At 67.1% G+C, this 26,779-nt stretch carries 32 protein-coding genes; 2 read left to right on the top strand and 30 right to left on the bottom strand.

The annotated features are described in order from the left end of the window. Positions 1-27 precede the first annotated feature (27 nt). From map to rpsL, 28 genes are all read right to left on the bottom strand, one after another. Positions 28-852, bottom strand: a complete 825-nt coding sequence (gene map / locus ACLQ2O_RS08340) for a type I methionyl aminopeptidase (protein WP_425828877.1) — start codon at positions 850-852, stop codon at positions 28-30. A gap of 265 nt (positions 853-1,117) precedes the next feature. After that, a complete protein-coding gene (locus tag ACLQ2O_RS08335) occupies positions 1,118-1,690 on the bottom strand; it encodes an adenylate kinase (protein ID WP_425828875.1) in 573 nt (190 codons plus the stop codon). After that, positions 1,690-2,991 carry a preprotein translocase subunit SecY gene (secY, locus tag ACLQ2O_RS08330; RefSeq protein ID WP_425828873.1) on the bottom strand — a complete coding sequence of 434 codons (1,302 nt, stop codon included), beginning with the start codon at positions 2,989-2,991 and terminating at the stop codon, positions 1,690-1,692. The genes ACLQ2O_RS08335 and secY overlap by 1 nt, the downstream gene beginning before the upstream one ends. Positions 2,992-3,123: 132 nt before the next feature. Continuing rightward, positions 3,124-3,564, bottom strand: coding sequence for a 50S ribosomal protein L15 (rplO, locus tag ACLQ2O_RS08325; RefSeq protein WP_425828871.1), 441 nt, complete (start codon positions 3,562-3,564; stop codon positions 3,124-3,126). A gap of 1 nt (position 3,565) precedes the next feature. Beyond that, the gene (gene rpmD / locus ACLQ2O_RS08320; RefSeq protein ID WP_020388092.1) at positions 3,566-3,748 is read right to left on the bottom strand and encodes a 50S ribosomal protein L30; all 183 of its coding nucleotides are present in this window, start codon (positions 3,746-3,748) and stop codon (positions 3,566-3,568) included. Beyond that, positions 3,748-4,347 (bottom strand): 30S ribosomal protein S5, encoded by a 600-nt coding sequence (rpsE, locus tag ACLQ2O_RS08315; protein WP_425828869.1) that lies wholly within the window; start codon positions 4,345-4,347, stop codon positions 3,748-3,750. The genes rpmD and rpsE overlap by 1 nt, the downstream gene beginning before the upstream one ends. Positions 4,348-4,378: 31 nt before the next feature. Next, positions 4,379-4,762, bottom strand: a complete 384-nt coding sequence (rplR, locus tag ACLQ2O_RS08310; RefSeq protein ID WP_425828867.1) for a 50S ribosomal protein L18 — start codon at positions 4,760-4,762, stop codon at positions 4,379-4,381. 2 nt (positions 4,763-4,764) lie between these two features. After that, positions 4,765-5,307, bottom strand: coding sequence for a 50S ribosomal protein L6 (rplF, locus tag ACLQ2O_RS08305; protein WP_425828865.1), 543 nt, complete (start codon positions 5,305-5,307; stop codon positions 4,765-4,767). A 27-nt stretch (positions 5,308-5,334) separates the two neighbouring features. Next, positions 5,335-5,742 carry a 30S ribosomal protein S8 gene (gene rpsH, locus ACLQ2O_RS08300; protein WP_184798754.1) on the bottom strand — a complete coding sequence of 136 codons (408 nt, stop codon included), beginning with the start codon at positions 5,740-5,742 and terminating at the stop codon, positions 5,335-5,337. A gap of 94 nt (positions 5,743-5,836) precedes the next feature. After that, positions 5,837-6,022 (bottom strand): type Z 30S ribosomal protein S14, encoded by a 186-nt coding sequence (locus ACLQ2O_RS08295; protein ID WP_012923674.1) that lies wholly within the window; start codon positions 6,020-6,022, stop codon positions 5,837-5,839. Between the two features lies 1 nt (position 6,023). Then, positions 6,024-6,596, bottom strand: a complete 573-nt coding sequence (gene rplE / locus ACLQ2O_RS08290) for a 50S ribosomal protein L5 (protein ID WP_425828862.1) — start codon at positions 6,594-6,596, stop codon at positions 6,024-6,026. Continuing rightward, positions 6,596-7,003 (bottom strand): 50S ribosomal protein L24, encoded by a 408-nt coding sequence (gene rplX, locus ACLQ2O_RS08285; protein ID WP_425828860.1) that lies wholly within the window; start codon positions 7,001-7,003, stop codon positions 6,596-6,598. Before rplX ends, rplE begins: the two co-directional genes overlap by 1 nt. A 1-nt stretch (position 7,004) precedes the next feature. Further along, the gene (rplN, locus tag ACLQ2O_RS08280; protein WP_077019238.1) at positions 7,005-7,373 is read right to left on the bottom strand and encodes a 50S ribosomal protein L14; all 369 of its coding nucleotides are present in this window, start codon (positions 7,371-7,373) and stop codon (positions 7,005-7,007) included. A gap of 106 nt (positions 7,374-7,479) precedes the next feature. Next, positions 7,480-7,776: a 30S ribosomal protein S17 gene (gene rpsQ, locus ACLQ2O_RS08275; RefSeq protein WP_425828858.1), complete on the bottom strand. Its 297-nt coding sequence runs from the start codon at positions 7,774-7,776 to the stop codon at positions 7,480-7,482. Beyond that, positions 7,773-8,069 carry a 50S ribosomal protein L29 gene (gene rpmC / locus ACLQ2O_RS08270; protein ID WP_425828856.1) on the bottom strand — a complete coding sequence of 99 codons (297 nt, stop codon included), beginning with the start codon at positions 8,067-8,069 and terminating at the stop codon, positions 7,773-7,775. Before rpmC ends, rpsQ begins: the two co-directional genes overlap by 4 nt. Then, the gene (rplP, locus tag ACLQ2O_RS08265; RefSeq protein WP_344181539.1) at positions 8,069-8,488 is read right to left on the bottom strand and encodes a 50S ribosomal protein L16; all 420 of its coding nucleotides are present in this window, start codon (positions 8,486-8,488) and stop codon (positions 8,069-8,071) included. Before rplP ends, rpmC begins: the two co-directional genes overlap by 1 nt. Positions 8,489-8,491: 3 nt before the next feature. Continuing rightward, positions 8,492-9,349: a 30S ribosomal protein S3 gene (gene rpsC, locus ACLQ2O_RS08260; protein ID WP_425828853.1), complete on the bottom strand. Its 858-nt coding sequence runs from the start codon at positions 9,347-9,349 to the stop codon at positions 8,492-8,494. After that, positions 9,349-9,825, bottom strand: coding sequence for a 50S ribosomal protein L22 (gene rplV / locus ACLQ2O_RS08255; RefSeq protein ID WP_425828851.1), 477 nt, complete (start codon positions 9,823-9,825; stop codon positions 9,349-9,351). Before rplV ends, rpsC begins: the two co-directional genes overlap by 1 nt. Before the next feature lie 51 nt (positions 9,826-9,876). Continuing rightward, a complete protein-coding gene (gene rpsS, locus ACLQ2O_RS08250; protein ID WP_077019233.1) occupies positions 9,877-10,158 on the bottom strand; it encodes a 30S ribosomal protein S19 in 282 nt (93 codons plus the stop codon). Between the two features lie 17 nt (positions 10,159-10,175). Beyond that, a complete protein-coding gene (gene rplB / locus ACLQ2O_RS08245) occupies positions 10,176-11,009 on the bottom strand; it encodes a 50S ribosomal protein L2 (RefSeq protein WP_425828849.1) in 834 nt (277 codons plus the stop codon). Then, the gene (gene rplW / locus ACLQ2O_RS08240) at positions 11,009-11,314 is read right to left on the bottom strand and encodes a 50S ribosomal protein L23 (RefSeq protein ID WP_425828847.1); all 306 of its coding nucleotides are present in this window, start codon (positions 11,312-11,314) and stop codon (positions 11,009-11,011) included. Before rplW ends, rplB begins: the two co-directional genes overlap by 1 nt. After that, positions 11,311-12,006 carry a 50S ribosomal protein L4 gene (rplD, locus tag ACLQ2O_RS08235; protein ID WP_425828845.1) on the bottom strand — a complete coding sequence of 232 codons (696 nt, stop codon included), beginning with the start codon at positions 12,004-12,006 and terminating at the stop codon, positions 11,311-11,313. Before rplD ends, rplW begins: the two co-directional genes overlap by 4 nt. Beyond that, on the bottom strand, positions 12,003-12,659 hold the full coding sequence (gene rplC, locus ACLQ2O_RS08230) for a 50S ribosomal protein L3 (RefSeq protein ID WP_425828843.1): 657 nt from the start codon (positions 12,657-12,659) through the stop codon (positions 12,003-12,005). Before rplC ends, rplD begins: the two co-directional genes overlap by 4 nt. 14 nt (positions 12,660-12,673) lie before the next feature. Continuing rightward, the gene (gene rpsJ, locus ACLQ2O_RS08225) at positions 12,674-12,982 is read right to left on the bottom strand and encodes a 30S ribosomal protein S10 (RefSeq protein WP_012923688.1); all 309 of its coding nucleotides are present in this window, start codon (positions 12,980-12,982) and stop codon (positions 12,674-12,676) included. Positions 12,983-13,364: 382 nt separating this feature from the next. Continuing rightward, on the bottom strand, positions 13,365-14,558 hold the full coding sequence (gene tuf / locus ACLQ2O_RS08220; RefSeq protein WP_425828839.1) for an elongation factor Tu: 1,194 nt from the start codon (positions 14,556-14,558) through the stop codon (positions 13,365-13,367). 72 nt (positions 14,559-14,630) lie between these two features. Beyond that, positions 14,631-16,712 (bottom strand): elongation factor G, encoded by a 2,082-nt coding sequence (fusA, locus tag ACLQ2O_RS08215; RefSeq protein ID WP_425829103.1) that lies wholly within the window; start codon positions 16,710-16,712, stop codon positions 14,631-14,633. 100 nt (positions 16,713-16,812) lie between these two features. Continuing rightward, positions 16,813-17,283, bottom strand: coding sequence for a 30S ribosomal protein S7 (gene rpsG, locus ACLQ2O_RS08210; protein ID WP_184798782.1), 471 nt, complete (start codon positions 17,281-17,283; stop codon positions 16,813-16,815). Next, entirely contained in the window at positions 17,283-17,657 is a 375-nt protein-coding gene (gene rpsL / locus ACLQ2O_RS08205) for a 30S ribosomal protein S12 (protein WP_012923692.1), read from the bottom strand. The genes rpsG and rpsL overlap by 1 nt, the downstream gene beginning before the upstream one ends. A 455-nt stretch (positions 17,658-18,112) precedes the next feature. Here rpsL and ACLQ2O_RS08200 point away from each other — a divergent pair, with 455 nt between their 5' ends. Both ACLQ2O_RS08200 and ACLQ2O_RS08195 read left to right on the top strand, forming a co-directional pair. Further along, on the top strand, positions 18,113-19,888 hold the full coding sequence (locus ACLQ2O_RS08200; protein ID WP_425828836.1) for a DUF1800 domain-containing protein: 1,776 nt from the start codon (positions 18,113-18,115) through the stop codon (positions 19,886-19,888). Between the two features lie 60 nt (positions 19,889-19,948). Further along, positions 19,949-21,316 (top strand): DUF1501 domain-containing protein, encoded by a 1,368-nt coding sequence (locus ACLQ2O_RS08195; RefSeq protein WP_425828834.1) that lies wholly within the window; start codon positions 19,949-19,951, stop codon positions 21,314-21,316. Positions 21,317-21,365: 49 nt separating this feature from the next. Here ACLQ2O_RS08195 and ACLQ2O_RS08190 read toward each other — a convergent pair whose 3' ends face one another. Then, on the bottom strand, positions 21,366-22,631 hold the full coding sequence (locus ACLQ2O_RS08190) for a nuclear transport factor 2 family protein (RefSeq protein WP_425828832.1): 1,266 nt from the start codon (positions 22,629-22,631) through the stop codon (positions 21,366-21,368). A gap of 216 nt (positions 22,632-22,847) precedes the next feature. Continuing rightward, a complete protein-coding gene (locus tag ACLQ2O_RS08185; protein WP_425828830.1) occupies positions 22,848-26,708 on the bottom strand; it encodes a DNA-directed RNA polymerase subunit beta' in 3,861 nt (1,286 codons plus the stop codon). Positions 26,709-26,779 lie beyond the last annotated feature (71 nt).

The following is a 26,779-nucleotide window of genomic DNA, read 5'->3' as shown; positions in this document are numbered from 1 at the left end:
GCCCGGAAGTCTGCCCGGCCGCGCAGGTCAGTCGGCCAGTGGGCCGAACTTCACTCCGAGCTCGGCCAGCTGCGCCTCGCCACCGTCCAGAGCGGTCAGCACCCACGGGCCCTGCGGGGTCAGCGTGAACGTGTGCTCGGTGTGCGCGGCGACGGTCCCGTCGTCGGTGACCACGGTCCAGTCGTCCTCGAGCGTGTGGTTGTCCTGCTTGCCCAGCGTGATCATCGGCTCGACCGCGAGCGCCAGACCCTCGACCAGTTTGGGCCCCTTGCCCGCCTTGCCGAAGTTCGGCACGTTCGGCGGCTGGTGCATCGCCGACCCGATCCCGTGCCCGACGAAGTCCTCGACGATCCCGTACGACGAGTTGGCGCGCACGTGCGCCTCGACCGCGGCCGAGATGTCGGTCAGCCGGCCGCCGAGCTTCGCGGCCGCGAAGCCGCGCCACATCGACTCCTCGCAGATCCGCGCCAGGTCGAGCAGCTCGTCGCTCGCAGTCCCGACGCCGACCGAGATCGCGGCGTCGCCGTGCCAGCCGTCGACGATCGCGCCGCAGTCGATCGAGATCAGGTCGCCGTCGGCCAGCACCCGGTCGCCGGGGATGCCGTGCACGATCTCCTCATTCACCGAGGCGCAGATCGACCCGGTGAAGCCGTGGTAGCCCAGGAACGACGGTGTCGCGCCGGAGGAGCGGATGTGGTCCTCGGCGAGCGCGTCCAGCTCACCGGTGGTGATGCCGGGCTTCACGGCGGCGCGGAGCAGCTCCAGCGTGCGGCCGACCACCAGGCCCGCCGTGCGCATGGCCAGGATCTGCTCGCGGGTCTTGATCTCGATCCCGCGGTCCTTGAAGATCATCTGCTCCGTACTCCGTTTCGACGGCGGCCCTGCTCGGGTCACCTAGGGTGTGTCTGGCAATTGTCGCCGTAGCGAGCAGGTGCTCGGTGCGGTAGCTCGGAGTGCTGGAGTGAAGCCCCTCGATGTTTTTCCATCGTGGGCTTTGCTCCAGTGCTCCGAGGTGCCGTGCCGAGTGCCGCGCAGTAGGCGAGAATTGCCAGACACACCCTAGGACAGCAAAAGGGTCCGCCCGGCGACACGGTGCGTCGCCGGGCGGACCCGGAGTTCATTCGCCGAGCGACTTGAGGGCGGCGAGCACGCGCTCGCTGACCTCGTCGATCTCGCCGACGCCGTCCACCTCGACCAGCAGGCCGCGCTGCGCGTACACCTGCAGCAGCGGCTTGGTCTCGGCGGTGTAGACGTCCTGGCGGTGCCGGACGACCTCCTCGGAGTCGTCCGACCGGCCGTCGATCTTGGCCCGCTTGAGCATCCGGTCCACCAGCACGTCGGCGTCGGCGGTCAGCGCCACCACCGCGTCCAGCTTGTGGCCGTGGTCGGCCAGGATGTCGTCCAGCGTGCCGACCTGCGGCAGCGTCCGGGGGTATCCGTCCAGGAGGAAGCCGGCGCCGGCGTCCGCTTCGGACAACCGGTCCCGCACCATTGCGTTCGTGACCTCGTCGGGGACGTAGTTGCCCGCGTCCATGTACCGCTTCGCCTCGAGACCCAGCTCGGTCTCGTCCTTCACGTTCTGCCGGAAGATGTCGCCGGTGGAGACTGCCGGGATGTTCAGACGCTCCGCAAGCACCTTTGCCTGCGTGCCCTTGCCCGCCCCGGGCGGACCCATCAGCAACATTCTCATCAGCGCAGGAACCCTTCGTAGTTACGCTGCTGCAGCTGACTCTCGATCTGCTTCACCGTGTCCAGTCCGACGCCGACCATGATCAGGATCGACGTACCACCGAACGGGAAGCTCTGGCTGGCGTTCAAGAGCACCAGCGCGATCAACGGGATCATCGAGATCACCGCGAGGTAGAGCGCGCCAGGCAGCGTGATGCGGGACAGAACGTAGGAGAGGTACTCCTCGGTCGGCCGCCCCGCCCGGATCCCCGGAATGAAGCCGCCGTACTTCTTCATGTTGTCAGCAACTTCCTTCGGGTTGAAGGTAATCGAGACGTAGAAGTACGTGAAAAAGATAATAAGCGCGACGTACGTCACCATGTAGATGGGATGGTCGCCCTTGACCAGGTTGCCCTGGATCCACTGCGCCCACTTCTCGTCCTGCCGGAACTGGCTGACCAGGACGGGCAGGTAGAGCAGGCTGGAGGCGAAGATCACCGGGATGACGCCGGCCTGGTTGACCTTCAGCGGGATGTACGTCGAGGTGCCGCCGAACATCTTCCGGCCGACCATGCGCTTGGCGTACTGGACCGGGATCCGGCGCTGCGCCTGCTCGATGAAGATGACCGCGGCCATGATCACCAGGCCGACCGCGAGCACGGCCAGGAAGGTCGGGACGCCGTGGCTCTTGCGGATCGCCCAGAGCTGGGTCGGGAAGGTGGCGACGATCTGGGTGAAGATCAGGATCGACATACCGTTACCGACACCACGGTCGGTGATCAGCTCGCCGAGCCACATGACCACACCGGTACCGGCGGTCATGGTCAGGACCATGACGACGACCGGGAACGCCTTGTCGCTGTGCAGCAGCGGCTCGTTGCAGCCGTTGAAGAGCCGGCCGGGGGTCCGGGCGAGCGCGACGAACGCGGTCGCCTGCAGGATCGCCAGGCCGACGGTCAGGAACCGGGTGTACTGGGTGATCTTGCCCTGGCCCGCCTGCCCCTCCTTCTTCAGCGACTCCAGCCGCGGGATCACCACGGTGAGCAGCTGCAGGATGATGCTGGCGGTGATGTACGGCATGATGCCGAGCGCGAAGATCGCGAGCTGCAGCAACGCCCCGCCGGAGAACAGGTTGATCAAGTTGTAGAGGTTCGCGTTCTCACCCTGCTGGGAGAGCTGCAAACAGGTGTCCAGCGACTTGACGTTGACGCCAGGCGCCGGCACGACCGAACCGATTCGGAAGATCACGACGATGAAGAGCACGAACAAGATCTTCCGGCGCAGGTCCGGAGTCTTGAACGCGTTGGCAAAGGCGCCTAACACCCTGTCCTCCCACATTTATCCGATGCCCGGTCAGGGCAAGGGCCTAGCAAAGCAGCTGGGCAAGAGACGAACCAGGGCTCGTCCGACGACCAGCGCACAATATCAGCGCTGGCGCCGTACGAGCCCTGGCACTCACACCTCGGTGGTGGTGCCCCCGGCCGCCGCGATCTTTTCCTTGGCGGACTTGGAGAACTTGTTCACCGAAACCTGCAGTGCCACGGTCAGTTCGCCGTCACCCAGCACCTTCACCGGCTGACCACTTCGGACCGCGCCCTTCGCGACGAGCTCGGTCACACCGACCTCGCCGCCCTCGGGGAACAACTGTCCGAGCTTCTCCAGGTTAACGACCTGGAACTCCACTCGGTTCCTGCTCTTGAAGCCCTTGAGCTTCGGAAGCCGCATGTGCAGCGGCATCTGGCCACCCTCGAACCACTCGGGGATGTTGTTGCGGGCCTTGCTGCCCTTGGTACCGCGGCCGGCCGTCTTGCCCTTGCTGCCCTCACCACGACCCTTGCGGATCTTGGTGGACTTGGCTCCGGGCGCCGGACGCAGGTGATGAACCTTGAGCGCCATGTCAGTCAACCTCTTCGACGGTGATGAGGTGGCGAACCGCGCGCACCATGCCGCGAACCTCGGGCTTGTCCTCGTGGACGGCGGTGTCGCCGATCCGCTTGACGCCCAGGGTCCGCAGCGTGTCGCGCTGGTTCTGCTTGCCACCGATGCCGGAACGGGTCTGGGTCACCTTCAGGCGTGCCATCAGGAGATTCCCTCCGCCCGCGCCTTCAGCAGCGCCGCCGGAGCGACGTGCTCGACCGGCATGCCGCGGCGCGCGGCCACGGCTTCCGGGGTCTCCAGGGCCTGCAGCGCGGCCACCGTGGCGTGCACCACGTTGATCGCGTTGGAGGAACCCAGCGACTTGCTCAGGATGTCGTGGATCCCGGCGCACTCCAGAACCGCACGCGCCGAGCCACCCGCGATCACTCCGGTACCAGGAGCAGCCGGACGCAGCATGACGACGCCGGCGGCCTTCTCACCCTGGACGGGGTGCGGGATGGTGCCTTGGATCCTCGGGACCTTGAAGAACGACTTCTTGGCCTCCTCGACGCCCTTGGCGATCGCCGCGGGCACCTCCTTGGCCTTGCCGTATCCCACACCGACGGTGCCTTCACCGTCGCCGACGACCACGAGGGCGGTGAAGCTGAAGCGACGACCACCCTTCACGACCTTGGCGACACGGTTGATGGCTACCACGCGCTCGATGTAGGCGGTCTTGTCAGCTGCCCCACCGCGACCACCGTCGCGGCCACGGCGCTCACCACCGGCGCCGCCTCCGCGACGCTGCTGGCCTCCGCTCATTTCGAACTACCTTCTTCCCTTGTCGCCGTCATCAGAAGCCGAGCCCGCCCTCGCGGGCGGCGTCGGCCAGTGCCGCGATGCGGCCGTGGTACTTGTTCCCGGCCCGGTCGAACACGACCGAGTCGATACCGGCGGCCTTGGCACGGTCGGCGATCAGGCCGCCCACCGTCTTGGCCTTGTCGGTCTTGTTCGCCTCCGCGCCGCGCAGGTCGGACTCCATCGTGGAGGCCGACACCAGCGTCACGCCGGCCACGTCGTCGATGACCTGAGCGAACAGGTGCTTCGAGGACTTGCTGACCACCAGGCGCGGCCGGTCGGCCGTGCCGTTGATCTTCTTCCGGACGCGGATCTGACGACGCAGCCGCGACGCTGTCGTCTTGGCGGCGTGCTTGTTGTGCCGCAAACCGATCGCCATCGTTACTTACCAGCCTTTCCGACCTTGCGGCGGACGACCTCGCCCGCGTACCGCACACCCTTGCCCTTGTACGGCTCGGGCTTGCGCAGCTTGCGAATGTTCGCGGCGACCTCACCGACGGACTGCTTGTCGATTCCCTGCACCGAGAACTTGGTCGGCGTCTCGACGACGAAGGAGATCCCCTCCGGCGCGTCCACCGTGATCGTGTGGCTGTAGCCGAGCGAGAACTCCAGCTGGGTCGGTCCCTTGGCCAGGACGCGGTACCCGACGCCGACGATCTCGAGCTTCTTCTCGTAGCCGTCCGTCACGCCGGTCACCAGGTTGGCGAGCAGCGTGCGGGACAGGCCGTGCAGTTCCTTGCTCTTGCGCAGGTCGTCCGGACGCGCGACGGCGATCGTGCCGTCCTCGTCCCGGTTGACCACGATGGGCTCAGCCACGACGTGCGAGAGCTGACCCTTGGGACCCTTGACGGTGACCGTCTGGCCGTCGATCGTGACGTCGACGCCGGACGGGACCGAGATCGGGAGCTTACCGATGCGAGACATGAATGTGGTCCTCCTTCCGGTTCTTCGTCACCAGACGTAGGCGAGGACTTCCCCGCCAACGCCCTTGTTCTTGGCCTGCCGGTCCGTGAGCAGCCCCTGCGACGTCGAGATGATGGCGACGCCCAGGCCTCCCAGCACCTTCGGCAGGTTGGTCGACTTCGCGTAGACCCGCAGTCCCGGCTTGCTGATCCGGCGCACGCCCGCGATGGAGCGCTCTCGGCTCGGCCCGAACTTCAGGTCGACGATCAGGGTCTTGCCGACGGCGCCCTCCTTGGGCTCCTCGACCTGGTAGGAGGAGATGTAACCCTCCTGCTGCAGGATGTCGGCGATGCCCTGCTTGATCTTGCTGTACGGCATCGAGGTCGACTCGTGGTACGCCTGATTGGCGTTGCGCAGACGCGTCAGCATGTCTGCGATCGGGTCGGTCATCGTCATGGCCTGGGGCCTCTTTCCCGCCGTGGTTTCGCCGGCCGGCGACCTACGGTGACTAGATGGTGGGTGGAGAAAAGTTCGGTGCTGAAGAGCTCGGTCACCAGCTGGACTTGGTCACGCCGGGCAGCTCGCCCCGGTGCGCCATCTCCCGCAGGCAGATCCGGCACAGGCCGAACTTGCGGAAGACCGCCTTCGGCCGGCCGCACCGCTGGCAGCGCGTGTAGCCACGCACCGCGAACTTCGGCTTCCGGGCCTGCTTGACCTTGAGTGCTGTCTTCGCCACGTCAGTTCTCCTTGAACGGGAAGCCGAGCTGCCGCAGCAGCGCGCGCCCCTCGTCGTCGTTCTTGGCGCTGGTCACCACGGTGATGTCCATGCCCCGGACCCGGTCGATCCGGTCCTGGTTGATCTCGTGGAACATGACCTGCTCGGTCAGACCGAAGGTGTAGTTCCCGTTGCCGTCGAACTGCTTCGGGGACAGGCCGCGGAAGTCGCGGATCCGGGGCAGCGCGAGCGCCAGCAGCCGGTCCAGGAACTCCCACATCCGGTCGCCGCGCAGCGTCACGTGGGCGCCGATCGGCATGCCCTCGCGCAGCTTGAACTGCGCGATCGACTTGCGGGCCTTGGTGACCTGCGGCTTCTGGCCGGTGATCGCGGCCAGATCCTTGATCGCGCCGTCGATCAGCTTGGAGTCGCGAGCCGCCTCGCCGACACCCATGTTCACCACGATCTTGGTGAGTCCGGGCACCTGCATGACGTTGTCGAACTGGAACTGCTCCTGCAGCTTGCCGACGATCTCTTCGCGGTACTTGGTCTTCATCCGGGGCTGAACCTTCGCCTCGGTCACTGCGGTGGTCATCAGATCTCCTCGCCGGTACGCCGAGCGATCCGGACGCTCCGGAAACCGGTGTACGTCGAACCGTCCGGGCGCCGCTTCTGCACCTCGACGCGGTTGTACCCGACGCGGGTGGTCACCTTCTGCTTCTTGCCGTCCTTGTCGACCTCGACCAGGAGCATCACGTTGGAGACGTGGATCGGGGCTTCCTGGGTGACGATGCCACCCGTCGTGCCGCCGCGCTGGGCCTGCTGCACCTTGGTGTGCTTCTTGACCCGGTTCACGCCTTCGACGATGACGAGCTCGTCGTCGGGCTGGACCGAGATGATCTTGCCCTCGAGTCCCTTGGACTTGCCGGTGACCACGCGGACGAGGTCACCCTTCTTCACGTGCAGCTTGCGCTGCGCCTTGCCTGCGGTCTTGTCTGCCATGTCAGAGCACCTCCGGAGCGAGCGAGATGATCTTCATGAAGCGCTTCTCGCGCAGCTCCCGGCCGACCGGCCCGAAGATGCGGGTCCCACGCGGCTCACCATCGGCCTTGAGGATGACGGCGGCGTTCTCGTCGAAGCGGATGTAGGAGCCGTCCGGACGACGGCGCTCCTTCACGGTCCGCACGATGACAGCCTTGACGACGTCACCCTTCTTCACGCCACCACCCGGGATCGCGTCCTTGACGGTGGCGACGATCGTGTCCCCGACACCGGCGTAGCGCCGACCGGAGCCACCGAGAACGCGGATGCAAAGAATTTCCTTCGCACCCGTGTTGTCGGCGACCTTCAGTCGCGACTCCTGCTGGATCATCTGTTGATCTCCTGGTTGTCTCGCTGGTTCTCACTCACGTGAGCCTTGCGGAACGAATAATTTCGATTGGGTACAGCTGGGCGTTGCCGTGACCTCGAGGCCTTGATTACTTGGCCTTCTCGAGGATCTCGACGATGCGCCACCGCTTGGTGGCCGACAGCGGCCGGGTCTCCATCAGGAGAACGCGGTCGCCGATGCCGGCGGCGTTCTGCTCGTCGTGCGCCTTGAGCTTGCTGGTGCGGCGAATGACCTTGCCGTACAGCTTGTGCTTGACCCGGTCCTCGACCTCGACGGTGACGGTCTTGTCCATCTTGTCGCTCAGCACCAGACCCTCACGGGTCTTGCGGCGGCCTCGCGCCTCGGTCGTGCTCACGGTCTCGTCCTTCGCTGTGTTCTCGGTCATGCCTTGCTCCCAGCCTTCTCGCTGTCGTCTGCCGTCTCGTCGGCCTCAGTATCGGCGTCGGTGGCGGCGACCGGAGCGTCCACCTCTTCGGTGATCCCGAGCGCGCGCTCGGTCAGCACCGTGTAGATGCGGGCGATGTCCTTACGGACGGCGCGCAGCCGGCCGTGGGACTCCAGCTGACCCGTGGCAGCCTGGAACCGGAGGTTGAACAGCTCCTCCTTGGCTTCGCCGAGCTTGCTCAGCAGCTCGTCCTTGCCCAGGTTCCGCAGCTCGGCGGCGGTCAGGGTAGCCATCAGTTCTCACCTGCCTCTCGGGTGATGAATTTGCACTTCATCGGCAACTTGTGAATCGCGCGGCGCATCGCCTCGCGAGCGGTCTGCTCGTCGACACCGGACAGCTCGAACATCACGCGGCCCGACTTGACGTTGGCGATCCACCACTCCGGCGAACCCTTACCGGAACCCATCCGGGTCTCGGCAGGCTTCTTGGTCAGCGGGCGGTCCGGGTAGATGTTGATCCAGACCTTTCCGCCACGCTTGATGTGCCGGGTCATCGCGATACGCGCCGACTCGATCTGCCGGTTGGTGACGTAGTGGCTCTCGAGCGCCTGGATGCCGAAGTCACCGAAGGCCAGCGTGGTACCACCCTTGGCAGCGCCGGAGCGCTTCGGGTGGTGCTGCTTGCGGTGCTTGACCTTACGGGGGATGAGCATTGTTCAGCTCTCCGTTCCGGTCGTCTCGGCCGGCTTGTCCGCGGCCGGAGCAGTGGTGGCCCCCGCCTTCGGGGCCTCGGTGCGGGCGCTGCCGCCATCACGACGGTCGTCCCGACGGCCACCGCCACCGCCGCCACCGCGCTCGCCACCACGACCACCACGGTCGTCGCGACGGGCCGGACGGCGCTGCTGGTTGGCAGCACGGGCCGCGGCCTGCGCCTCGCGCTCGGCGCGGGAGCCGGACACGTCACCCTTGTAGATCCAGACCTTCACGCCGATCCGGCCGAAGGTCGTGCGGGCCTCGTAGAAGCCGTAGTCGACGTCCGCGCGCAGCGTGTGCAGCGGGACGCGGCCTTCGCGGTAGAACTCCGACCGCGACATCTCGGCGCCACCGAGCCGGCCGGAGCACTGGATCCGGATGCCCAGGGCGCCGCCACGCATGGTGGTCTGCATCGCCTTGCGCATCGCGCGGCGGAACGCCACGCGGCCGGACAGCTGCTCGGCCACGCCCTGGGCGACCAGCTGCGCGTCGACCTCGGCGTTCTTGACCTCGAGGATGTTCAGCTGCACCTGCTTGCCGGTGAGCTCCTCGAGGCTGCCCCGGATCCGGTCCGCCTCGGCGCCGCGGCGACCGATGACGATGCCCGGACGAGCGGTGTGGATGTCGACCCGAACGCGGTCACGGGTGCGCTCGATCTCCACACGGGAGATGCCGGCGCGCTCCATGCCCTTGCTCAGCAGACGACGGATCTTGACGTCCTCGCCCACGTAGTCCGCGTACAGCTTCTCGGCGTACCAGCGGCTCTTGTGGTCCGTGCTGATACCGAGGCGGAACCCGTGCGGGTTTACCTTCTGGCCCACTAGCGGGTCCTGCCCTTCTTCTCAGCGGCCTTCTTGCCATCGGCCTTCTTGGCGTCGGCCGCCGGCTTGGCGGTCTCTTCCTCGGCCCGGGGGCCGACGACCACGGTGATGTGGCTGGTCCGCTTGTCGATCCGGGTGGCGCGGCCCTGTGCACGCGGGCGGTGACGCTTCAGCGTCGGCCCCTCATCCACGAAGGCCTTCACCACGACCAGGTCGGCGCGGCTCAGGTGTTCGGTGCCCTCGGCGTTCGCCGCGGCGCTGTCGACGACCTTGTACACGGTCGCGGCAGCGGCCTGCGGGGCGAACTTCAGAGTGGCGAGGGCGTTGTCGATACCCATCCCACGCACCAGGTCCAGCACGCGACGCGCCTTCATCGGCGTCACGCGGACGAAGCGCGCGACCGCGAAGGCCCCGGGCTCGTCGCCCAGCAGGCTCTCGCGGCGGGCACTGACGGCCCTACGCTCTTGAACGCTCATGATGTTCGAATCTCTCCGTAGGTAGCTTGCGCGTCGTCAACTGACCAGAGGTCAGCGACGCCGTGACTTCCGGTCGTCCTTCTCGTGACCCTTGAACGTGCGGGTCGGGGCGAACTCGCCGAGCTTGTGCCCGACCATCGCGTCAGTCACGAACACCGGCACGTGCTTGCGGCCGTCGTGCACCGCGAGCGTGTGGCCGATCATGTCGGGAATGATCATCGACCGGCGAGACCAGGTCTTGATCACGTTCTTGGTGCCCTTTTCGTTCTGCACCTCCACCTTCTTGAGCAGGTGGTGGTCGACGAACGGGCCTTTCTTGAGGCTGCGTGGCATCTCTGTCCGGCTCCCTATCAGCGCTTCTTGCCGGCCTTGCGGCGCCGGACGATCATGCGGTCGCTTTCCTTGCGGGTGCGGGTACGGCCCTCAGGCTGACCCCACGGGGACACCGGGTGGCGTCCACCCGAGGTCTTGCCCTCACCACCACCGTGCGGGTGGTCGACCGGGTTCATCGCGACACCGCGGACGGTCGGGCGCTTGCCCTTCCAGCGCATCCGGCCCGCCTTGCCCCAGTTGATGTTCGACTGCTCGCCGTTGCCCACCTCACCGAGGGTGGCGCGGCAGCGCACGTCGACCATCCGGACCTCGCCGGACGGCATCCGCAGGGTGGCCATCCGACCCTCCTTGGCGACCAGCTGAACGCTGGCGCCGGCGGAGCGGGCCATCTTGGCGCCGCCACCCGGACGCAGCTCGACGGCGTGCACCGTGGAGCCGACCGGGATGTTGCGGAGCGGCAGGTTGTTGCCCACCTTGATGTCGGCGGCCGGACCGTTCTCGACGATCGTGCCCTGCTTCAGGTTCGACGGGGCGAGGATGTAGCGCTTCTCGCCGTCGACGTAGTGCAGCAGTGCGATCCGCGCGGTGCGGTTCGGGTCGTACTCGATCTCGGCCACCTTCGCCGGGACGCCGTCCTTGTCGTACCGCTTGAAGTCGATCAGGCGGTACGCCCGCTTGTGACCGCCACCGTGGTGCCGAGTGGTGATCTTGCCGGAGCTGTTCCGGCCACCCTTCTTCGGCAGCGGGCGGAGCAGGGACTTCTCAGGGGTCGAACGGGTGAGCTCGACGAAGTCGGCCACGCTGGAGCCACGACGGCCCGGCGTTGTCGGCTTGTATTTGCGGATACCCATTACGACTGGCCTCCGAAGATGTCGATGCGGTCGTCGCCGGACAGGCTGACGATCGCTCGCTTGATGTCCGGGCGCTTGCCCCAACCGGCACGGGTGCGGCGGCGCTTGCCCTTGCGGTTCAGTGTGTTGACGCTGGTCACGCGGACCTTGAACACCTTCTCGACCGCGAGCTTGATCTCGGTCTTGTTGGCGTCCGGGGCGACCTCGAACGTGTACTTCTGCTCGTCCAGCAGGCCGTAGCTCTTCTCGCTCACGACCGGCCGCAGCAGCACGTCCCGCGGGTCCTTGTTGACTCCGTGGCTCATGCTTCTACCTCCTGCTCGGCTTCGGTCGACGTCGCGACAGCCTTGACGGACTTGCCCTTGGGCGCGCCGGCGACGAAGGAGTCGAGCGCGGCCTTGGTGTAGATCACCGCGTCGCTGCAGAGCACGTCGTACGCGTTCAGCTGGTCGGCGGCGATCAGGTGCACGGTCGGCACGTTGCGCAGGCTCAGCCAGGTCAGCTCGTCGTTGCGGTCGACAACGACCAGCAACTTCGCGTGCTCGGTGACCTCGGCCAGCACCTTCAGCGCCGACTTGGTCGACGGCGCGTCGCCGTCGACGAACTGCTCGACCACGAAGACGCGGCCGTCACGGGCCCGGTCCGAGAGCGCACCGCGCAGAGCGGCGGCGATCATCTTCTTCGGGGTCCGCTGGCTGTAGTCGCGCGGGGTCGGGCCGTGGACGACGCCACCACCGGTGAACTGCGGCGCCCGGGTCGAACCCTGGCGGGCGCGGCCGGTGCCCTTCTGGCGGTACGGCTTGGCGCCACCACCGGAGACCTCGGCCCGGGTCTTCACCTTGTGGGTGCCCTGGCGTGCGGCGGCCAGCTGGGCCACCACGACCTGGTGGATCAGCGGGATGTTCACCTGAACGTCGAACAGCTCGGCGGGGAGCTCGGCAGAGCCCTTCTTACTGACCTTGTCGCCCTTGACGACGACTACGTCGACGGTGCTCACTTGCTCGCTCCCTTCGCGGCGTTGCGGATCAGCACGAGGCCGCCCTTGGGACCGGGGACGGCGCCCTTGATCAGGATGAGTCCGCGCTCGACGTCGATGGCGTGCACCTTGACGTTCTGCGTGGTCACCTGCTCGTGGCCCATCCGGCCGGACATCTTCATGCCCTTGAAAACCCGCCCCGGGGTGGCGCAGCCACCGATGGAGCCCGGCGAACGGTGCTTCTTGTGCACACCGTGCGTGGCGCGCAGGCCGTGGAAGCCGTGCCGCTTCATGACACCGGCGAAGCCCTTGCCCTTGCTGGTGGCGGAGACGTCGACGATCTCGCCGGCCTCGAAGGCCTCGGCGTTGATCTCCTGGCCCAGCGTGTACTCGCTGGCGTCAGCGGTGCGCAGCTCCAGCAGGTGCCGGCGCGGGGTCACACCGGCCTTGTCGAAGTGGCCGCGCAGGGGCTTGGTCACCTTGCGCGGGTCGATGTCGCCGAACGCGATCTGCAGGCCGTCGTAGCCGTGGGTGGACGAGGTGCGAACCTCGGTCACCACGCACGGACCGGCCTGGATCACGGTGACGGGGACGACTCGGTTGTTCTCGTCCCAGGTCTGGGTCATGCCGAGCTTGGTGCCCAGCAGCCCTCGCGTGTTCTTCTGCTTGCTCATAGGTCAGCGTTCCCTCAGAGCTTGATCTCGATGTCGACACCGGCCGGGAGGTCGAGCCGCATCAGCGAGTCGACGGTCTTCGGCGTGGGGTCGATGATGTCGATGAGCCGCTTGTGGGTGCGCATCTCGAAGTGCTCGCGGCTGTCCTTGTACTTGTGCGGCGAGCGGATGACGCAGAACACGTTCTTTTCCGTCGGCAACGGCACCGGGCCAGCAACCTTCGCACCAGTACGCGTCACCGTGTCGACAATCTTGCGTGCCGAGCTGTCGATGACCTCGTGGTCGTAGGCCTTCAGCCGGATGCGGATCTTTTGTCCCGCCATCGCTTCGCTTCGTCCTTCTCTATCGTCTTCGTTGCGTTGCTCCGACCCCCGAGGTCGGGTGTGTCGCGTACCGGGCACATACGTGCACCAGTCACAACTCTTCGACCCCTGATGGTTCCATCCAGCGATGGAGATCGGGATTCGGTCTCGGACCGAACCTCGGCATGGTCTCCGGTCCGGCGCGACCTGCCAGACCCTGAATACGGTCTGGGGCGCGCCCCGGCGGCCTCGCCTGAGCAACCTGAATAGTGTGCCAGAGATCGGCACCGGAATGCCAATCGAGTGGCCTCATGCCTGGATCCGACACCACCTGAGTGCCGGATCAGGCACAAAGCAGAGGTCCGCGGGGCTCAGCGTGCGAGCCCTCGCGGACCTCGTGAGATCACTTGATGATCTTGGTGACCCGGCCGGCGCCGACGGTACGGCCACCTTCCCGGATCGCGAACTTCAGGCCCTCTTCCATGGCGATCGGCTGAATCAGCTCGACCGACATGTCGGTGTTGTCGCCCGGCATGACCATCTCGGTGCCCTCGGGCAGCGTGACGACGCCGGTGACGTCCGTGGTGCGGAAGTAGAACTGCGGGCGGTAGTTCTGGAAGAACGGCGTGTGACGGCCGCCCTCCTCCTTCGACAGGATGTAGACCGACGCGTCGAAGTTGGTGTGCGGGGTGGTCGTGCCCGGCTTGATCACGACCATGCCGCGCTCGACGTCCTCGCGCTTGGTGCCACGCAGCAGCAGACCGACGTTCTCACCGGCCTGGCCCTCGTCGAGCAGCTTGCGGAACATCTCGATGCCGGTGACCGTGGTGGTCTGCTTGGCCTCGCGGATGCCGATCAGGTCGACGGTCTCGTTGACCTTGACCACGCCGCGCTCGATCCGGCCGGTGATGACCGTGCCGCGACCCGTGATGGTGAAGACATCCTCCACCGGCATCAGGAACGGCTTGTCGATCTCGCGCTCCGGCTGCGGGATGTACTCGTCGACCGCGGCCATCAGCTCGAGGATCGACTCGCCCCACTTGGCGTCGCCCTGCAGCGCCGGGTGAGCGGCGACGCGGACGATCGGCGCGTTGTCGCCGTCGAACTCCTGGTCCGAGAGCAGCTCGCGGACCTCGAGCTCGACGAGCTCCAGGATCTCCTCGTCGTCGACCATGTCGCACTTGTTCAGGGCGACGACCATCGCCGGCACGCCGACCTGACGGGCGAGCAGCACGTGCTCACGCGTCTGGGGCATCGGGCCGTCGGTGGCGGCGACGACCAGGATCGCACCGTCCATCTGGGCCGCACCGGTGATCATGTTCTTGATGTAGTCCGCGTGTCCCGGGCAGTCGACGTGGGCGTAGTGCCGGGCCTCGGTCTGGTACTCGACGTGCGCGATCGAGATGGTGATACCGCGCTGGCGCTCTTCCGGCGCCTTGTCGATCTGATCGAAGGCCGAGGCCTCGTTCAGAGTCGGGTACTTGTCGTGCAGCACCTTGGTGATCGCCGCGGTAAGAGTGGTCTTACCGTGGTCGATGTGACCGATGGTGCCGATGTTGACGTGCGGCTTAGTCCGCTCGAACTTCGCCTTAGCCACTGGGGCCCTCCTGGAAAATGTTGACTTACGCCGTACGCCGACGCGCTGTGGGTTGGTTGGTCCGGGGCGAGATTACTCGCCGCGGGCCTTCTTGATGATCTCTTCCGCCACGTTCTTCGGAACCTCGGCGTAGGAATCGAACTGCATCGAGTACGACGCGCGACCCTGGGTCTTCGACCGCAGGTCACCGACATACCCGAACATCTCGGACAACGGCACCGTTGCTTTGATAGCCCGGCTGCCACCGGGGCCCTCGTCCATCGACTGGATCTGGCCGCGGCGTGAGTTGAGGTCACCGATCACTTCACCCATGTAGTCCTCAGGGGTGATGACCTCGACCGAGAACATCGGCTCGAGGATGATCGGGGTCGCCCGCCGGGCGGCGTCCTTGAAGGCCATCGAACCGGCGATCTTGAAGGCGAGCTCGGAGGAGTCGACGTCGTGGTAGGCACCATCGGTCAGCGTCACCTTGATGTCGACCATCGGGTAGCCGGCCAGTACGCCGAACTCCATCGCTTCCTGCGCGCCCTCGTCCACCGACGGGATGTACTCCCGCGGGATCCGGCCACCGCTGACGGCGTTGACGAACTCGTACCCGCCCTCACCTCCGGCCTCGACGGAAGTCGGCTCGATGTTGATGATCACACGCGCGAACTGACCCGAACCACCGGTCTGCTTCTTGTGCGTGTAGTCGACCTTCTCGACCTTCTTCTTGATGGTCTCGCGGTAGGCGACCTGCGGCTTGCCGACGTTGGCCTCGACGCGGAACTCACGCTTCATCCGGTCGACCAGGATCTCCAGGTGGAGCTCGCCCATACCGGCGATGATCGTCTGGCCGGTGTCCTCGTCGGTCCGGACCTGGAAGGTCGGGTCCTCGTCGGCCAGGCGCTGGATCGCGACGCCGAGCTTCTCCTGGTCGGCCTTCGACTTGGGCTCGATGGCGACCGAGATCACCGGGGCCGGGAACTGCATCGACTCCAGGATGATCGGCTTGGCCGGGTCGCACAGCGTCTCACCGGTGGTGGTGTCCTTCAGACCCATCACGGCGACGATGTGGCCGGCGCCGACCGACGCGATCTCCTCACGCTTGTTCGCGTGCATCCGGTAGATCTTGCCGATCCGCTCCTTGCGCCCCTTGGTGGGGTTCAGGACCTGGGTGCCGGTCTCAAGCTTGCCCGAGTACACCCGGATGAAGGTCAGCTTGCCCAGGTGCGGGTCGGCCGCGATCTTGTACGCCAGCGCCGAGAACGGCTCGGCGTCGGCCGGCTTGCGGCTCACGACGACCGACTCGTCCTTGACGTCGTGGCCCTCGATGTCGGGCACGTCGAGCGGGCTCGGCAGGTAGGCGTTGATGGCGTCGAGCAGGGGCTGCACGCCCTTGTTCTTGAACGCCGTACCGGTCAGCACCGGGGTCAGCTTGCTGGCGATGGTCGCCCGCCGGATGCCCGCGACGAGCTGCTCCTGGGTGGGCTCCTCGCCCTCCAGGTACTGCTCCATGATCTCGTCGTCGGCCTCGGCCAGCGTCTCGATCAGCTTGTCGCGCCACAGCGCGGCCTGCTCGGTGTGCGTGGCGGGGATCTCCTCGACGGTGTAGTCCTCACCCATCGTGGTCTCACCGCGCCAGGTCAGCGCCCGCATCCCGACCAGGTCGACGACGCCGATGAAGTCGGCCTCGGCACCGATCGGCAGCTGCAGCACCAGCGGCACGGCGGCCAGCCGGTCGACGATCATGTCGACGCAGCGCATGAACTCCGCGCCGGTTCGGTCCAGCTTGTTGACGAAGCAGATCCGCGGTACGCCGTACCGGTCCGCCTGACGCCACACGGTCTCGGACTGCGGCTCGACACCGGCGACTCCGTCGAACACCGCGACGGCACCGTCGAGGACGCGCAGCGAGCGCTCCACCTCGACGGTGAAGTCGACGTGCCCGGGGGTGTCGATGATGTTGATGGTGTGGTCTTTCCAGGTGCAGGTCGTCGCGGCGGACGTGATGGTGATGCCGCGCTCCTGCTCCTGCTCCATCCAGTCCATCGTGGCGGCGCCGTCGTGGACCTCACCGATCTTGTAAGTGATACCGGTGTAGAAGAGAATCCGCTCGGTCGTCGTCGTCTTGCCGGCGTCGATGTGGGCCATGATGCCGATGTTGCGCACCATGCTCAGGTCGGTGGTGATTTGTACGGCCACCTCGGTGGTCTACCTCTCGCTTCTGTAGTGCGTCAAAGAAAGTGAGCTGGGGCCCGGTGCGGGCCCCGCGTCACCAGCGGTAGTGGGCGAAAGCCTTGTTGGCTTCGGCCATCTTGTGCGTGTCCTCGCGGCGCTTCACCGATGCTCCGAGACCGTTGGAGGCGTCCAGGATCTCGTTCATCAGGCGCTCGCCCATCGTCTTCTCGCGACGCGCGCGGGAGTACGAGGTGAGCCAGCGCAGGGCGAGCGTGGTCGAGCGGTTGGGCTTGACCTCGATCGGCACCTGGTAGGTGGCACCACCGACACGGCGGCTCTTCACCTCGATGCTGGGCTTCACGTTGTCCAGCGCGCGCTTCAGCGTGATGACGGGATCGGTGCCGGTCTTCGTCCGGGTGCCCTCGAGCGCCGTGTAGACGATGCTCTGCGCGATCTGCTTCTTGCCGTCCACCAGGATCTTGGAGATCAACTGGGTGACCAGCGGCGAACCGTAGACCGGGTCGATGATGACCGGCCGCTTCGGGGCGGGACCCTTGCGCGGCATTAGCTCTTCTCCTTCTTCGCGCCGTACCGGCTGCGAGCCTGCTTGCGGTTCTTGACACCCTGGGTGTCGAGCGAACCGCGGATGATCTTGTACCGGACACCGGGAAGGTCCTTCACACGACCGCCACGCACGAGCACGATCGAGTGCTCCTGCAGGTTGTGGCCGACACCCGGGATGTAGGCGGTGACCTCGATGCCGCTGGTGAGGCGGACACGGGCAACCTTGCGAAGCGCCGAGTTCGGCTTCTTCGGGGTGGTCGTGTAGACGCGCGTGCAAACACCACGACGCTGAGGAGAACCCTTCAGGGCCGGCGTCTTGTTCTTCGACACCTTGTCCTGGCGGCCCTTGCGGACCAGCTGCTGAATGGTGGGCACCGCGTAGGTCTCTTTCTGTCGTCCGGTCAGTTCCTGCGCGCCTGACCCCCGCGGTCGGGTGTGTCGCGTGCGCACGGGCGTACCGGAGCCGTAATCTTTCTGACTGTCGGCAGATGTCCCGTGCCACGCGCGCAAACCCGCGAAACGAGGGGCACGCATGACGGCCCAGGATGACCCGGGCACGATCGTTAAGACTAGCGGCTGCCCCATGCACGGTCAAAACAAGGCACCGTGCGGCAAGGGGACTAGGCCGCCCTATCAGTCTACCGGACTCCGGACGTGGTCCAAGCCAGTTTCCCCAGGCACCATCACGATCGTGAATGTGTGATCGGCGTAAATCTCCTCCCGCGCCCGTTTGGCCCGCTCGATCGCTGCGGCATAGTCACGCCCATCAGGCGTAACGACCTGATAACGGGGATCCATTCGTACGCCGTTCCGCCGCCCTGGAGCACTCTGTGGATCACGACCCTGTCCCCCGTCCCCCCGACCCCTCCCCCGTCGCGCGGCGGGCAGCGATCGGTACGGTCGCCGGCGTACTGGCCGCTGGTGGGCTGGGTGCCGAGCTGCTGTCCCGGCACGGCAGCCTGAGCGAGCGAGTCGCCGCGACACCCGGTGCGCCCGACAGATTCGGTACGTCGCCCAGCAGATCGGCCGTAGCGGAGCGACCGGGACTGGCGACCCAGGAGGACGACCGGGACTCCAGCTACGTCGCCGGCGACCAGCGGAAGAAGCCACCGACCCAGACCGGCTCCACCCGTGACTACGCCGGATTCGCCGAGGCTGCCAAGGCAGGACGCGTCGTACCGGGCCTGCTGGTCGACAAGGCCGGACCGCTCACCACGGCCCAGGCCCAGCGGCACCTGCTCAACCGGGTGACCTTCGGCCCGCGCCCGTCGGACGTGAAGAGCCTGGCGAAGCTGGGCATCGACCGCTGGCTCGCTGCTCAGCTGTCCCCCACCACGAAGGACCCGGCCGGCGACCAGGCCTGGTCGGCGTTCAAGCTCGCGGGTGCCGATGTCGCGACCGTACGACGCTCGATCAGTCAGTACTCCTGGGACGCCATGTTCCAGACCGGCTTCGCGACGCTCGGCCGTCAGGTGTTCGGGCAGCGGCAGCTGTTCGAGGTGGTCGTCGACGTCTTCGCCAACCACCTGCACGTCGCCACCCCGTCGGACCGCGGCTGGGACGTCGCTCCGCACTACGCAGCCGCCGTGATCCGCAAGCACGCCTTCGGCCGGTACGCCGACATGCTCAAGGCGGCCATGCGGCACCCGGCGATGCTGCACTTCCTCGACAACGACACCTCCACCCGGGAGAGCGTCAACGAGAACCTCGGCCGCGAACTGCTCGAGCTGCACACCGTCGGCGTCTCGTCGGGCTACACCGAGAAGGACATGCGCAGCAGCGCGTACGTGTTGAGTGGACGCGGCTCGAACGACGACGGCGAGTTCGACTACAAGCCGGAACGGCACCGGACCGGGCGGGTGAAGGTGCTCGACTGGTCGGCGGCCAACACCTCCGCCAAGGGCGGGCTGGCGCTGGGCGACAAGTACCTCGACTACCTGGCCAAGCACCCGGCGACGGCCAGGACGATCGCGCGCAAGCTCGTCGTACGGTTCGTGGACGACGTACCGCCGCCGGCCCTGGTCGCTCGGCTGGCGCAGGTCTACCTGCGCAACAACACGGCGATCCTGCCGGTACTGACAGCGTTGTTCCGCAGCAGTGAGTTCTGGAACTCCCTTGGACGCAAGACGAAAAGGCCGCTCGAGGACGTCGTCGGGACCGCCCGGACGCTCGACCTGCCGTTCGGTCCGACGACCGGCAAGGGCTTGGAAGCCATGTACTGGCAGCTGAACAACCTCGGCCACGCACCACTCGCCTGGCCGTCGCCGAACGGCTACCCGGACGTCGCACCGGCCTGGTCGTCCGCAGGCCAGATGCTGGAGCGCTGGTCCTCGCACCGGGCTCTCTCGTACGGGTGGTGGGACGGCCTGAAGCGCGAGAAGCTGCCGGCCGACCTACGCCCGAAGTCCGGAGACACGTACCGGGAGTGGTTCGACCGGCTGGGGCTGCGGCTGGTCGGGCAGCGCCCCAACACGCGGCAACGCAGCGCACTGGCGACCTTCGTCGGCGCCAAGAGCACGTCCCGCGTCGACCAGGGCCGGATGGAGTGGCAGGCAGGCCACGTCGTCGCCCTGGTGCTCGACTCTCCGCAGTTCCTCGCCCGCTGATCGTGGCCCGGCCGTGCCGCCCCTGCGGCCGGGCCATCTCCCCTGTAGGAGTCCTGTTCCGTGAAGCACTCAGAAACGCTGTCCTCTCTGCACCCCGACTGCCCTGACTGGCAGCAGCTCGGACCGACACCTGCCGACGCCGCCGTACGGGCTCAGGCCGCCGCAGTCACCGCCGACGTGGACGAGCGGCGCGAGAAGTGGAGCCGCGGGTTCACCCGGCGGCGGCTGCTCGCCGGCGGGCTCGGCGTCGGTGTCGCCGCCGTGGCCGACCAGCTGGTGACCACGCGGATCTCCTGGGCCGCGCCGGGCGCTTCGTCGACCGGAACGTTGGTGGTGATCTTCCTGCGCGGTGGGATGGACGGGCTGTCGGTCCTCGTCCCGGCGGACGATCCCCAACTGCTGAAGGCCCGGCCGGGCATCGCCGTACGGGGTGCTTCGCTGATCGACTTCGGGCGGGGCTTCGGGCTGCATCCGGCGATGGCCCCGTTGACGCCGCTGATCACGTCGGGCCGACTGGCCGCCGTACCGGCTGTGTCGACGCCCGACCTGACGCGCAGCCACTTCCAGGCGCAGGACTGTCTGGAGCGCGGTGGAGCAGCGAGGTCGTCGGTGCAGTCCGGCTGGCTCGACCGGGTGATCGCTCAGCTGGGACCTGGTACGACGTTCCGCGGGCTCGGGATCGGCGCGCGGATGACGCGGTCGCTGCTCGGGCCGACCAACCCGGTGATGCTGACGTCACTGAAGGACTTCGGCGTCAAGGGGATCGACGGGGTGGCGCCGCAGACGCTGAAGGCGCTGGAGACGCTCTACACCGGGATCGACCATCCGCTCGGCGTCCAAGGGCTTGCCGCGTTGCAGGCGTCGGCGAAGGCGCAGAGCTACCAGCAGGCGATCCAGACCGAGCCGAAGGACCGGGGTTATCCCGAGGGCGAGTTCGGTAACTCGCTCGCGACACTCGCTCAGCTGATCAAGAACAAGGCCGGCGTACGGGTGGCCGCGGTGGACCTCGGTGGCTGGGACATGCACACCGACATCGGCACCGTCGACAACGGCGATCTCACCAGGTCGCTGAAGACGGTCGCCGAAGGCCTCGCCGCGTTCACCGCCGAGCTGGGGCCGGAGCTCGACAACACGACGGTCGTGACGATGAGCGAGTTCGGCCGGCGCGTCGAGCAGAACGGCAACAGCGGCGCCGACCACGGCCACGGCGGCGTCGCGCTCGTCCTCGGCGGCAAGGTCAAGGGCGGTGCGCACGGCCGCTGGGAAGGCCTGGACCCGAAGGTCCTCGACCAAGGCGATGTCCCGGGCACGAACGACTACCGCGACGTGCTGGCGGACGTCGCGATGGGCCGGCTCGGTCTGAGCTCGACCCAGGCCGGCAAGGTCTTCCCGGGCTGGAAACCCAAGCCGCTCGGCGTGATGGCCTGACGGCCCCCGCGCGGGCAGCTCGGCACGACGTCCGAGCTGCCCGAGACGGTCAAGCGAGGAAACGGACCTCGACGATCAGGCCGTCCTGGACGCGGTACAGCACGATCGTCGGCAGTGGGCCCTGGTCGGTGTCGTGGCGGACGGACTGCTCCACCACCCACTCGCCCAGCATCATCCGCTGCTGGGTCTCGGTCTTGCACTTGCCGGCGTCGAACAGAGGCCCGTAGTACTCGCGCAAGGAGCGCCGCCCCCGCAGTACCGCCCCGTCGGCGAACTGCAGCAGGGCGGTCGGCGAGTACAGGGCGAGGAACGCCTCGAGATCGTGCGCGGCGTACGTCGCGTGCTCCCGATCGACCACGCGGGTCGCCGCGGTGTCGAAGGAGAAGGCAGTAGCCACCACAGCCGTCAGATCAGGCGCGACTGACGGTGCGGGACTCGATGCTTCCACTGGTACGGCCTTCGCTGCTGCCGGTGTGTTCTTGACCGTGGTGGTCGTCTTCGGCGCCGGGGAGCTGGCGGGGCTCACAGGTGCCTGCTTCGTGGTCGGAGTGGGAATCGGGAGGGTGTCGGTGGAGGTCGCGGTGGGGTCTTCGCCCAGGTGGGCGATGGCCCAGTCCAGCGCCTTGGTGACCGCGGCGCGGGACTCTTCGGTGTGGTCGAGCATGTCGAAGCCGTGTTGCCCTTTCGGTACGTCGATGATGTCCAGCGCGGCGCCGCCGGCGGAGACGAGCTCCGCGACCGGACCGGCGAGCTCGGCGCGCTCGCGGCCGACCCTCGTCAGCAGCACCGGCAGGTCCTTGTCCTTCTGTTTGCCGATCACTTCGGCAGCGTTGACCAGTACGTCGACACCGGGCGGGGTGGCGAGCAAGGGGTAGGTCAGCAGCAGGCAGCGCAGCCAGTCCGGCCGGCTGTCCAGCCACTCCCCCGCGAGCAGCCCGGCCCCCGAGAAGAACCAGAGCGCGACGCGCCCCGGATCCACCCGCGGGTCGGCCCGGAGAACACCGACGGCGGCCTCCACGTCGTCGGCGGCGGCCACCAGCTGGTCGTAGCCACGGATCAACCCGTGCTCGACCACAGCAGCCACCTGACCGCGCTGCGCAGCCGCGGTCGCGTATCCCTGGTACACCGGCCAGTCCCGAGGCAGCACCTCGAGGCCGGGCGGCATGGGACCCCCGTGCACCAAGAGGATCGCGCCCGTCCGGGCGGTACCTGCCGGGTGGTAGAGGTCGACGTGGCCGACCCGTTCCACCCGCACTTCCCCGGCGTCGGCGACCGGCAGAACAAAGGGCCGCAGGTAGGGCGGGAGATCCGTCATGGAGTCATCTTGGCCTATCCCGCGGACACTTGCAGCCGCCACCCCGCGAGGCTGTTCCGACACGCCGAAAACGACCGCAGACAAGCGTTTGAGGTACCCCGGTACGGCGTACTGACCGCCCTGTTCCAGTACGCCGTACCGGCAGGCCCCGGGAACGCCGCGAGGGCGGCACCCCCTGGTGGGAGTGCCGCCCTCGGCGGTGCGTGGTGCTTCGGCTCAGTTCTTGTACGAACCGAGGTCGAAGTCGTCCAGCGGGACCGACTGCCCGGCGGACGGGCCGAAGTCGTAGTCGTACGACTCGTAGCCGACCATCGAGTACATCGCGGCCTTCGCCTCCTCGGTGGGCTCCACCCGGATGTTGCGGTAACGGTCCATGCCGGTACCCGCCGGGATCAGCTTTCCGATGATGACGTTCTCCTTCAGACCGACCAGCGAGTCGGACTTGCCGTGGATCGCGGCCTCGGTCAGGACCCGGGTCGTCTCCTGGAAGGAGGCGGCCGACAGCCACGACTCGGTCGCGAGCGACGCCTTGGTGATCCCCATCAGCACCGGACGACCCGAGGCCGGCGTACCGCCCTCGGCCACGACGCGGCGGTTCTCCGCCTCGAACATGATCCGGTCGGCAAGCTCACCCGGCAGCAGGTTCGCCTCGCCGGACTCGATCACCGTGACCCGGCGCAGCATCTGCCGGACGATGATCTCGATGTGCTTGTCGTGGATGGCCACACCCTGCGACCGGTACACGGCCTGGACCTCGTCGACCAGGTGCTCCTGCGCTTTGCGCACACCCAGGATCCGCAGAACCTCCTGCGGGTCGGGCGTACCCTGCGTCAGCTGCTGACCGACCTCGACGTGCTGACCGTCCTCGATCAGCAGGCGGGCCCGCTTCGACACCGGGTAGGCGACCTCCTCGGAACCGTCGTCCGGGGTGAGCACCAGCTTCCGGGTCTTGTCGGTGTCCTCGATCGCGATCCGGCCGGCGGCTTCACCGATCGGCGCCTTGCCCTTGGGCTGGCGGGCCTCGAAGAGCTCGACCACACGCGGCAGACCGTGGGTGATGTCATCACCCGCGACACCACCGGTGTGGAAGGTCCGCATCGTCAGCTGCGTCCCCGGCTCACCGATGGACTGCGCCGCGATGATGCCGACGGCCTCACCGATGTCGACCGTCTTACCGGTCGCCAGCGAACGGCCGTAGCACTTCGCGCAGGTCCCGGTCTTGGCGTCGCAGGTCAGCACGGAGCGGACCTTGACGACCTCGACCCCGGCCTCGACCAGAGCGGCGATGGACACGTCGCCCAGGTCGCTGCCCGCGGTCAGTACGACGGTGCCGTCGGCGCCCTCGACGTCGGTGGCCAGCGTCCGTGCGTAGGCGCTGGTCTCGACGTTCTCGGCGTGCACGACCTTGCCGTCCGGACCCTTCTCACCGATCTGCTTGGGCAGACCACGCTCGGTGCCGCAGTCCTCCTCGCGGATGATGACGTCCTGCGACACGTCCACCAGACGACGGGTCAGGTACCCGGAGTCGGCGGTGCGCAGCGCGGTGTCGGCCAGACCCTTACGAGCACCGTGGGTGGCGATGAAGTACTCGACCACCGACAGGCCCTCGCGGAAGTTGGACTTGATCGGCCGGGCGATGATCTCGCCCTTCGGGTTGGCCACGAGGCCACGCATACCGGCGATCTGCCGGATCTGCATCATGTTGCCTCGGGCACCCGAGTGGACCATCATCCAGATCGGGTTGGCCTTCTCGAAGTTCTCCTCCATCGCCTTGCCGACCTCGGCGTTGGCTCCGGTCCAGATCTCGATCAGTTCCTGGCGCCGCTCGGACGAGGTGATCAGACCCCGCTCGAACTGCTTCTGGACCTTCTCGGCCTGCGACTCGTAGCGCGCCATGATCTCGGGCTTCGAGGGCGGCGTGCTGAAGTCGTCGATCGACACCGTGACACCCGAGCGGGTGGCCCAGCGGAAACCGAGGTCCTTCAGCGCGTCCAGGCAGTTGGCGACCTGGACCTTCGAGTACCGCTCGGCCAGATCGTTGACGATCGAGCCCAGCTGCTTCTTGCCGACCTCGGTGTCCACGAAGGTGTAGTCGGCCGGCAGCGCCTCGTTGAACAGGGCGCGACCCAGCGTCGTCTCCAGCGAGAACCCACCGTTGTCGAGCGCGAGCGAGCCTTCCGGCGCGGCCGCCTCGTTCAGGCGCAGGGTGATCTTGGCCTGCAGCGACAGCTCCTTGCGGTCGAAGGCCATCAGGGCCTCCGCCACGGAACCGAACGCCCGGCCCTCGCCCAGCACACCGTCCTTCAGCATCGTCAGGAAGTAGATGCCGATGATCATGTCCTGCGTCGGCATCGTGACCGGACGGCCGTCGGCCGGCTTCAGGATGTTGTTCGTCGACAGCATCAGGATCCGCGCCTCGGCCTGGGCCTCGGCCGACAGCGGCAGGTGCACCGCCATCTGGTCACCGTCGAAGTCCGCGTTGAACGCGGAGCAGACGAGCGGGTGGATCTGGATCGCCTTGCCCTCGATCAGCTGGGGCTCGAACGCCTGGATGCCGAGCCGGTGCAGCGTAGGCGCACGGTTCAGCAGGACCGGGTGCTCGGTGATGACCTCTTCCAGCACGTCCCAGACCTGGGCGCGCTGACGCTCGACCATCCGCTTGGCGGACTTGATGTTCTGCGCGTGGTTGAGGTCGACCAGCCGCTTCATCACGAACGGCTTGAACAGCTCCAGCGCCATCGCCTTCGGCAGACCGCACTGGTGCAGCTTCAGCTGCGGGCCGACCACGATGACCGAACGGCCGGAGTAGTCGACGCGCTTGCCCAGCAGGTTCTGACGGAAACGACCCTGCTTGCCCTTGAGCATGTCGGACAGCGACTTCAGCGGCCGGTTGCCCGGGCCGGTGACCGGACGGCCACGACGGCCGTTGTCGAACAGTGCGTCGACGGCCTCCTGCAGCATCCGCTTCTCGTTGTTGACGATGATCTCCGGAGCGCCCAGGTCGAGCAGACGCTTGAGCCGGTTGTTCCGGTTGATCACCCGGCGGTACAGGTCGTTCAGGTCCGAGGTGGCGAACCGGCCACCGTCGAGCTGGACCATCGGCCGCAGGTCCGGCGGGATGACCGGGACGCAGTCCAGGACCATGCCCATCGGGCTGTTGTTGGTGGCCAGGAACGCGGTGACGACCTTGAGCCGCTTCAGGGCGCGGGTCTTGCGCTGGCCCTTGCCGGTCTTGATCGTCTCGCGCAGGCTGTCGGCCTCGGCCTTCAGGTCGAAGGTCTGCAGCCGGCGCTGGATCGCGGCCGCGCCCATCGCGCCCTCGAAGTACTTGCCGAACCGCTCCTTCATGGCGCGGTAGAGGATCTCGTCGCCCTCGAGGTCCTGGACCTTCAGGTTCTTGAACCGGGTCCAGACCTCGTCGAGGCGGTCGATCTCGCGCTGCGCACGGTCGCGCAGCTGCTTGACCTCACGCTCGGCGCCTTCCTTGACCTTGCGCCGGACGTCGGCCTTGGCGCCCTCGGCCTCGAGCTGCGCCAGGTCCTCCTCCAGCTTCTTCATCCGGGTCTCGATGTCGTTGTCGCGCCGGTTCTCGAGCTGCTTGCGCTCGACGTCGGTCCGGCCCTCCAACGACGCGAGGTCGCGGTGCCGCGCCTCGTCGTCGACGTCGGTGATCATGTACGCCGCGAAGTAGATGACCTTCTCGAGGTCCTTCGGAGCGAGGTCGAGCAGGTAACCAAGTCGCGACGGGACACCCTTGAAGTACCAGATGTGGGTGACCGGCGCGGCCAGCTCGATGTGGCCCATCCGCTCACGGCGCACCTTCTGACGGGTGACCTCTACGCCACACCGCTCACAGATGATGCCCTTGAACCGAACGCGCTTGTACTTGCCGCAGTAGCACTCCCAGTCCCGGGTGGGACCGAAGATCTTCTCGCAGAACAGACCGTCACGCTCCGGCTTGAGCGTCCGGTAGTTGATCGTCTCGGGCTTCTTGACCTCGCCGTGCGACCACTGGCGGATCTCATCCGCGGTCGCCAGGCCGATCCGAAGCTCGTCGAAGAAGTTCACGTCGAGCACGATGTGTTATCTCCCGATTGTCAAAAGTTGGGTCTGAGTGAGTTGGTTGTTGATCAAAAGCGGCAACCCGC

The organism is Kribbella sp. DT2 (assembly GCF_049844575.1).
Classification (GTDB): domain Bacteria; phylum Actinomycetota; class Actinomycetes; order Propionibacteriales; family Kribbellaceae; genus Kribbella.
This window is presented reverse-complemented; position numbering and strand designations above follow the sequence as displayed.

What these genes read in the sequence shown, in the direction of transcription:
- map (WP_425828877.1), bottom strand. Translation starts at nt 852, where the DNA reads ATGATCTTCAAGGACCGCGGGATCGAGATCAAGACCCGCGAGCAGATC.
- ACLQ2O_RS08335 (WP_425828875.1), bottom strand. Translation starts at nt 1,690, where the DNA reads ATGAGAATGTTGCTGATGGGTCCGCCCGGGGCGGGCAAGGGCACGCAG.
- rplO (WP_425828871.1), bottom strand. Translation starts at nt 3,564, where the DNA reads ATGGCGCTCAAGGTTCATCACCTGCGTCCGGCGCCCGGAGCCAAGTCC.
- rpmD (WP_020388092.1), bottom strand. Translation starts at nt 3,748, where the DNA reads ATGGCACGCCTGAAGGTGACCCAGACCCGTTCCGGCATCGGTGGCAAG.
- rpsE (WP_425828869.1), bottom strand. Translation starts at nt 4,347, where the DNA reads ATGAGCGGAGGCCAGCAGCGTCGCGGAGGCGGCGCCGGTGGTGAGCGC.
- rplR (WP_425828867.1), bottom strand. Translation starts at nt 4,762, where the DNA reads ATGGCGATCGGTTTGCGGCACAACAAGCACGCCGCCAAGACGACAGCG.
- rplF (WP_425828865.1), bottom strand. Translation starts at nt 5,307, where the DNA reads ATGTCTCGCATCGGTAAGCTCCCGATCTCGGTCCCGTCCGGCGTCGAC.
- rpsH (WP_184798754.1), bottom strand. Translation starts at nt 5,742, where the DNA reads ATGACGATGACCGACCCGATCGCAGACATGCTGACGCGTCTGCGCAAC.
- rplE (WP_425828862.1), bottom strand. Translation starts at nt 6,596, where the DNA reads ATGACCACCGCAGTGACCGAGGCGAAGGTTCAGCCCCGGATGAAGACC.
- rplX (WP_425828860.1), bottom strand. Translation starts at nt 7,003, where the DNA reads ATGGCAGACAAGACCGCAGGCAAGGCGCAGCGCAAGCTGCACGTGAAG.
- rplN (WP_077019238.1), bottom strand. Translation starts at nt 7,373, where the DNA reads ATGATCCAGCAGGAGTCGCGACTGAAGGTCGCCGACAACACGGGTGCG.
- rpsQ (WP_425828858.1), bottom strand. Translation starts at nt 7,776, where the DNA reads ATGACCGAGAACACAGCGAAGGACGAGACCGTGAGCACGACCGAGGCG.
- rpmC (WP_425828856.1), bottom strand. Translation starts at nt 8,069, where the DNA reads ATGGCTACCCTGACCGCCGCCGAGCTGCGGAACCTGGGCAAGGACGAG.
- rplP (WP_344181539.1), bottom strand. Translation starts at nt 8,488, where the DNA reads ATGCTCATCCCCCGTAAGGTCAAGCACCGCAAGCAGCACCACCCGAAG.
- rplV (WP_425828851.1), bottom strand. Translation starts at nt 9,825, where the DNA reads ATGAGCGTTCAAGAGCGTAGGGCCGTCAGTGCCCGCCGCGAGAGCCTG.
- rpsS (WP_077019233.1), bottom strand. Translation starts at nt 10,158, where the DNA reads ATGCCACGCAGCCTCAAGAAAGGCCCGTTCGTCGACCACCACCTGCTC.
- rplB (WP_425828849.1), bottom strand. Translation starts at nt 11,009, where the DNA reads ATGGGTATCCGCAAATACAAGCCGACAACGCCGGGCCGTCGTGGCTCC.
- rplW (WP_425828847.1), bottom strand. Translation starts at nt 11,314, where the DNA reads ATGAGCCACGGAGTCAACAAGGACCCGCGGGACGTGCTGCTGCGGCCG.
- rplC (WP_425828843.1), bottom strand. Translation starts at nt 12,659, where the DNA reads ATGAGCAAGCAGAAGAACACGCGAGGGCTGCTGGGCACCAAGCTCGGC.
- rpsJ (WP_012923688.1), bottom strand. Translation starts at nt 12,982, where the DNA reads ATGGCGGGACAAAAGATCCGCATCCGGCTGAAGGCCTACGACCACGAG.
- fusA (WP_425829103.1), bottom strand. Translation starts at nt 16,712, where the DNA reads ATGGTGCGCAACATCGGCATCATGGCCCACATCGACGCCGGCAAGACG.
- rpsG (WP_184798782.1), bottom strand. Translation starts at nt 17,283, where the DNA reads ATGCCGCGCAAGGGTCCCGCCCCGAAGCGGCCGGTCATCATCGACCCG.
- ACLQ2O_RS08190 (WP_425828832.1), bottom strand. Translation starts at nt 22,631, where the DNA reads ATGACGGATCTCCCGCCCTACCTGCGGCCCTTTGTTCTGCCGGTCGCC.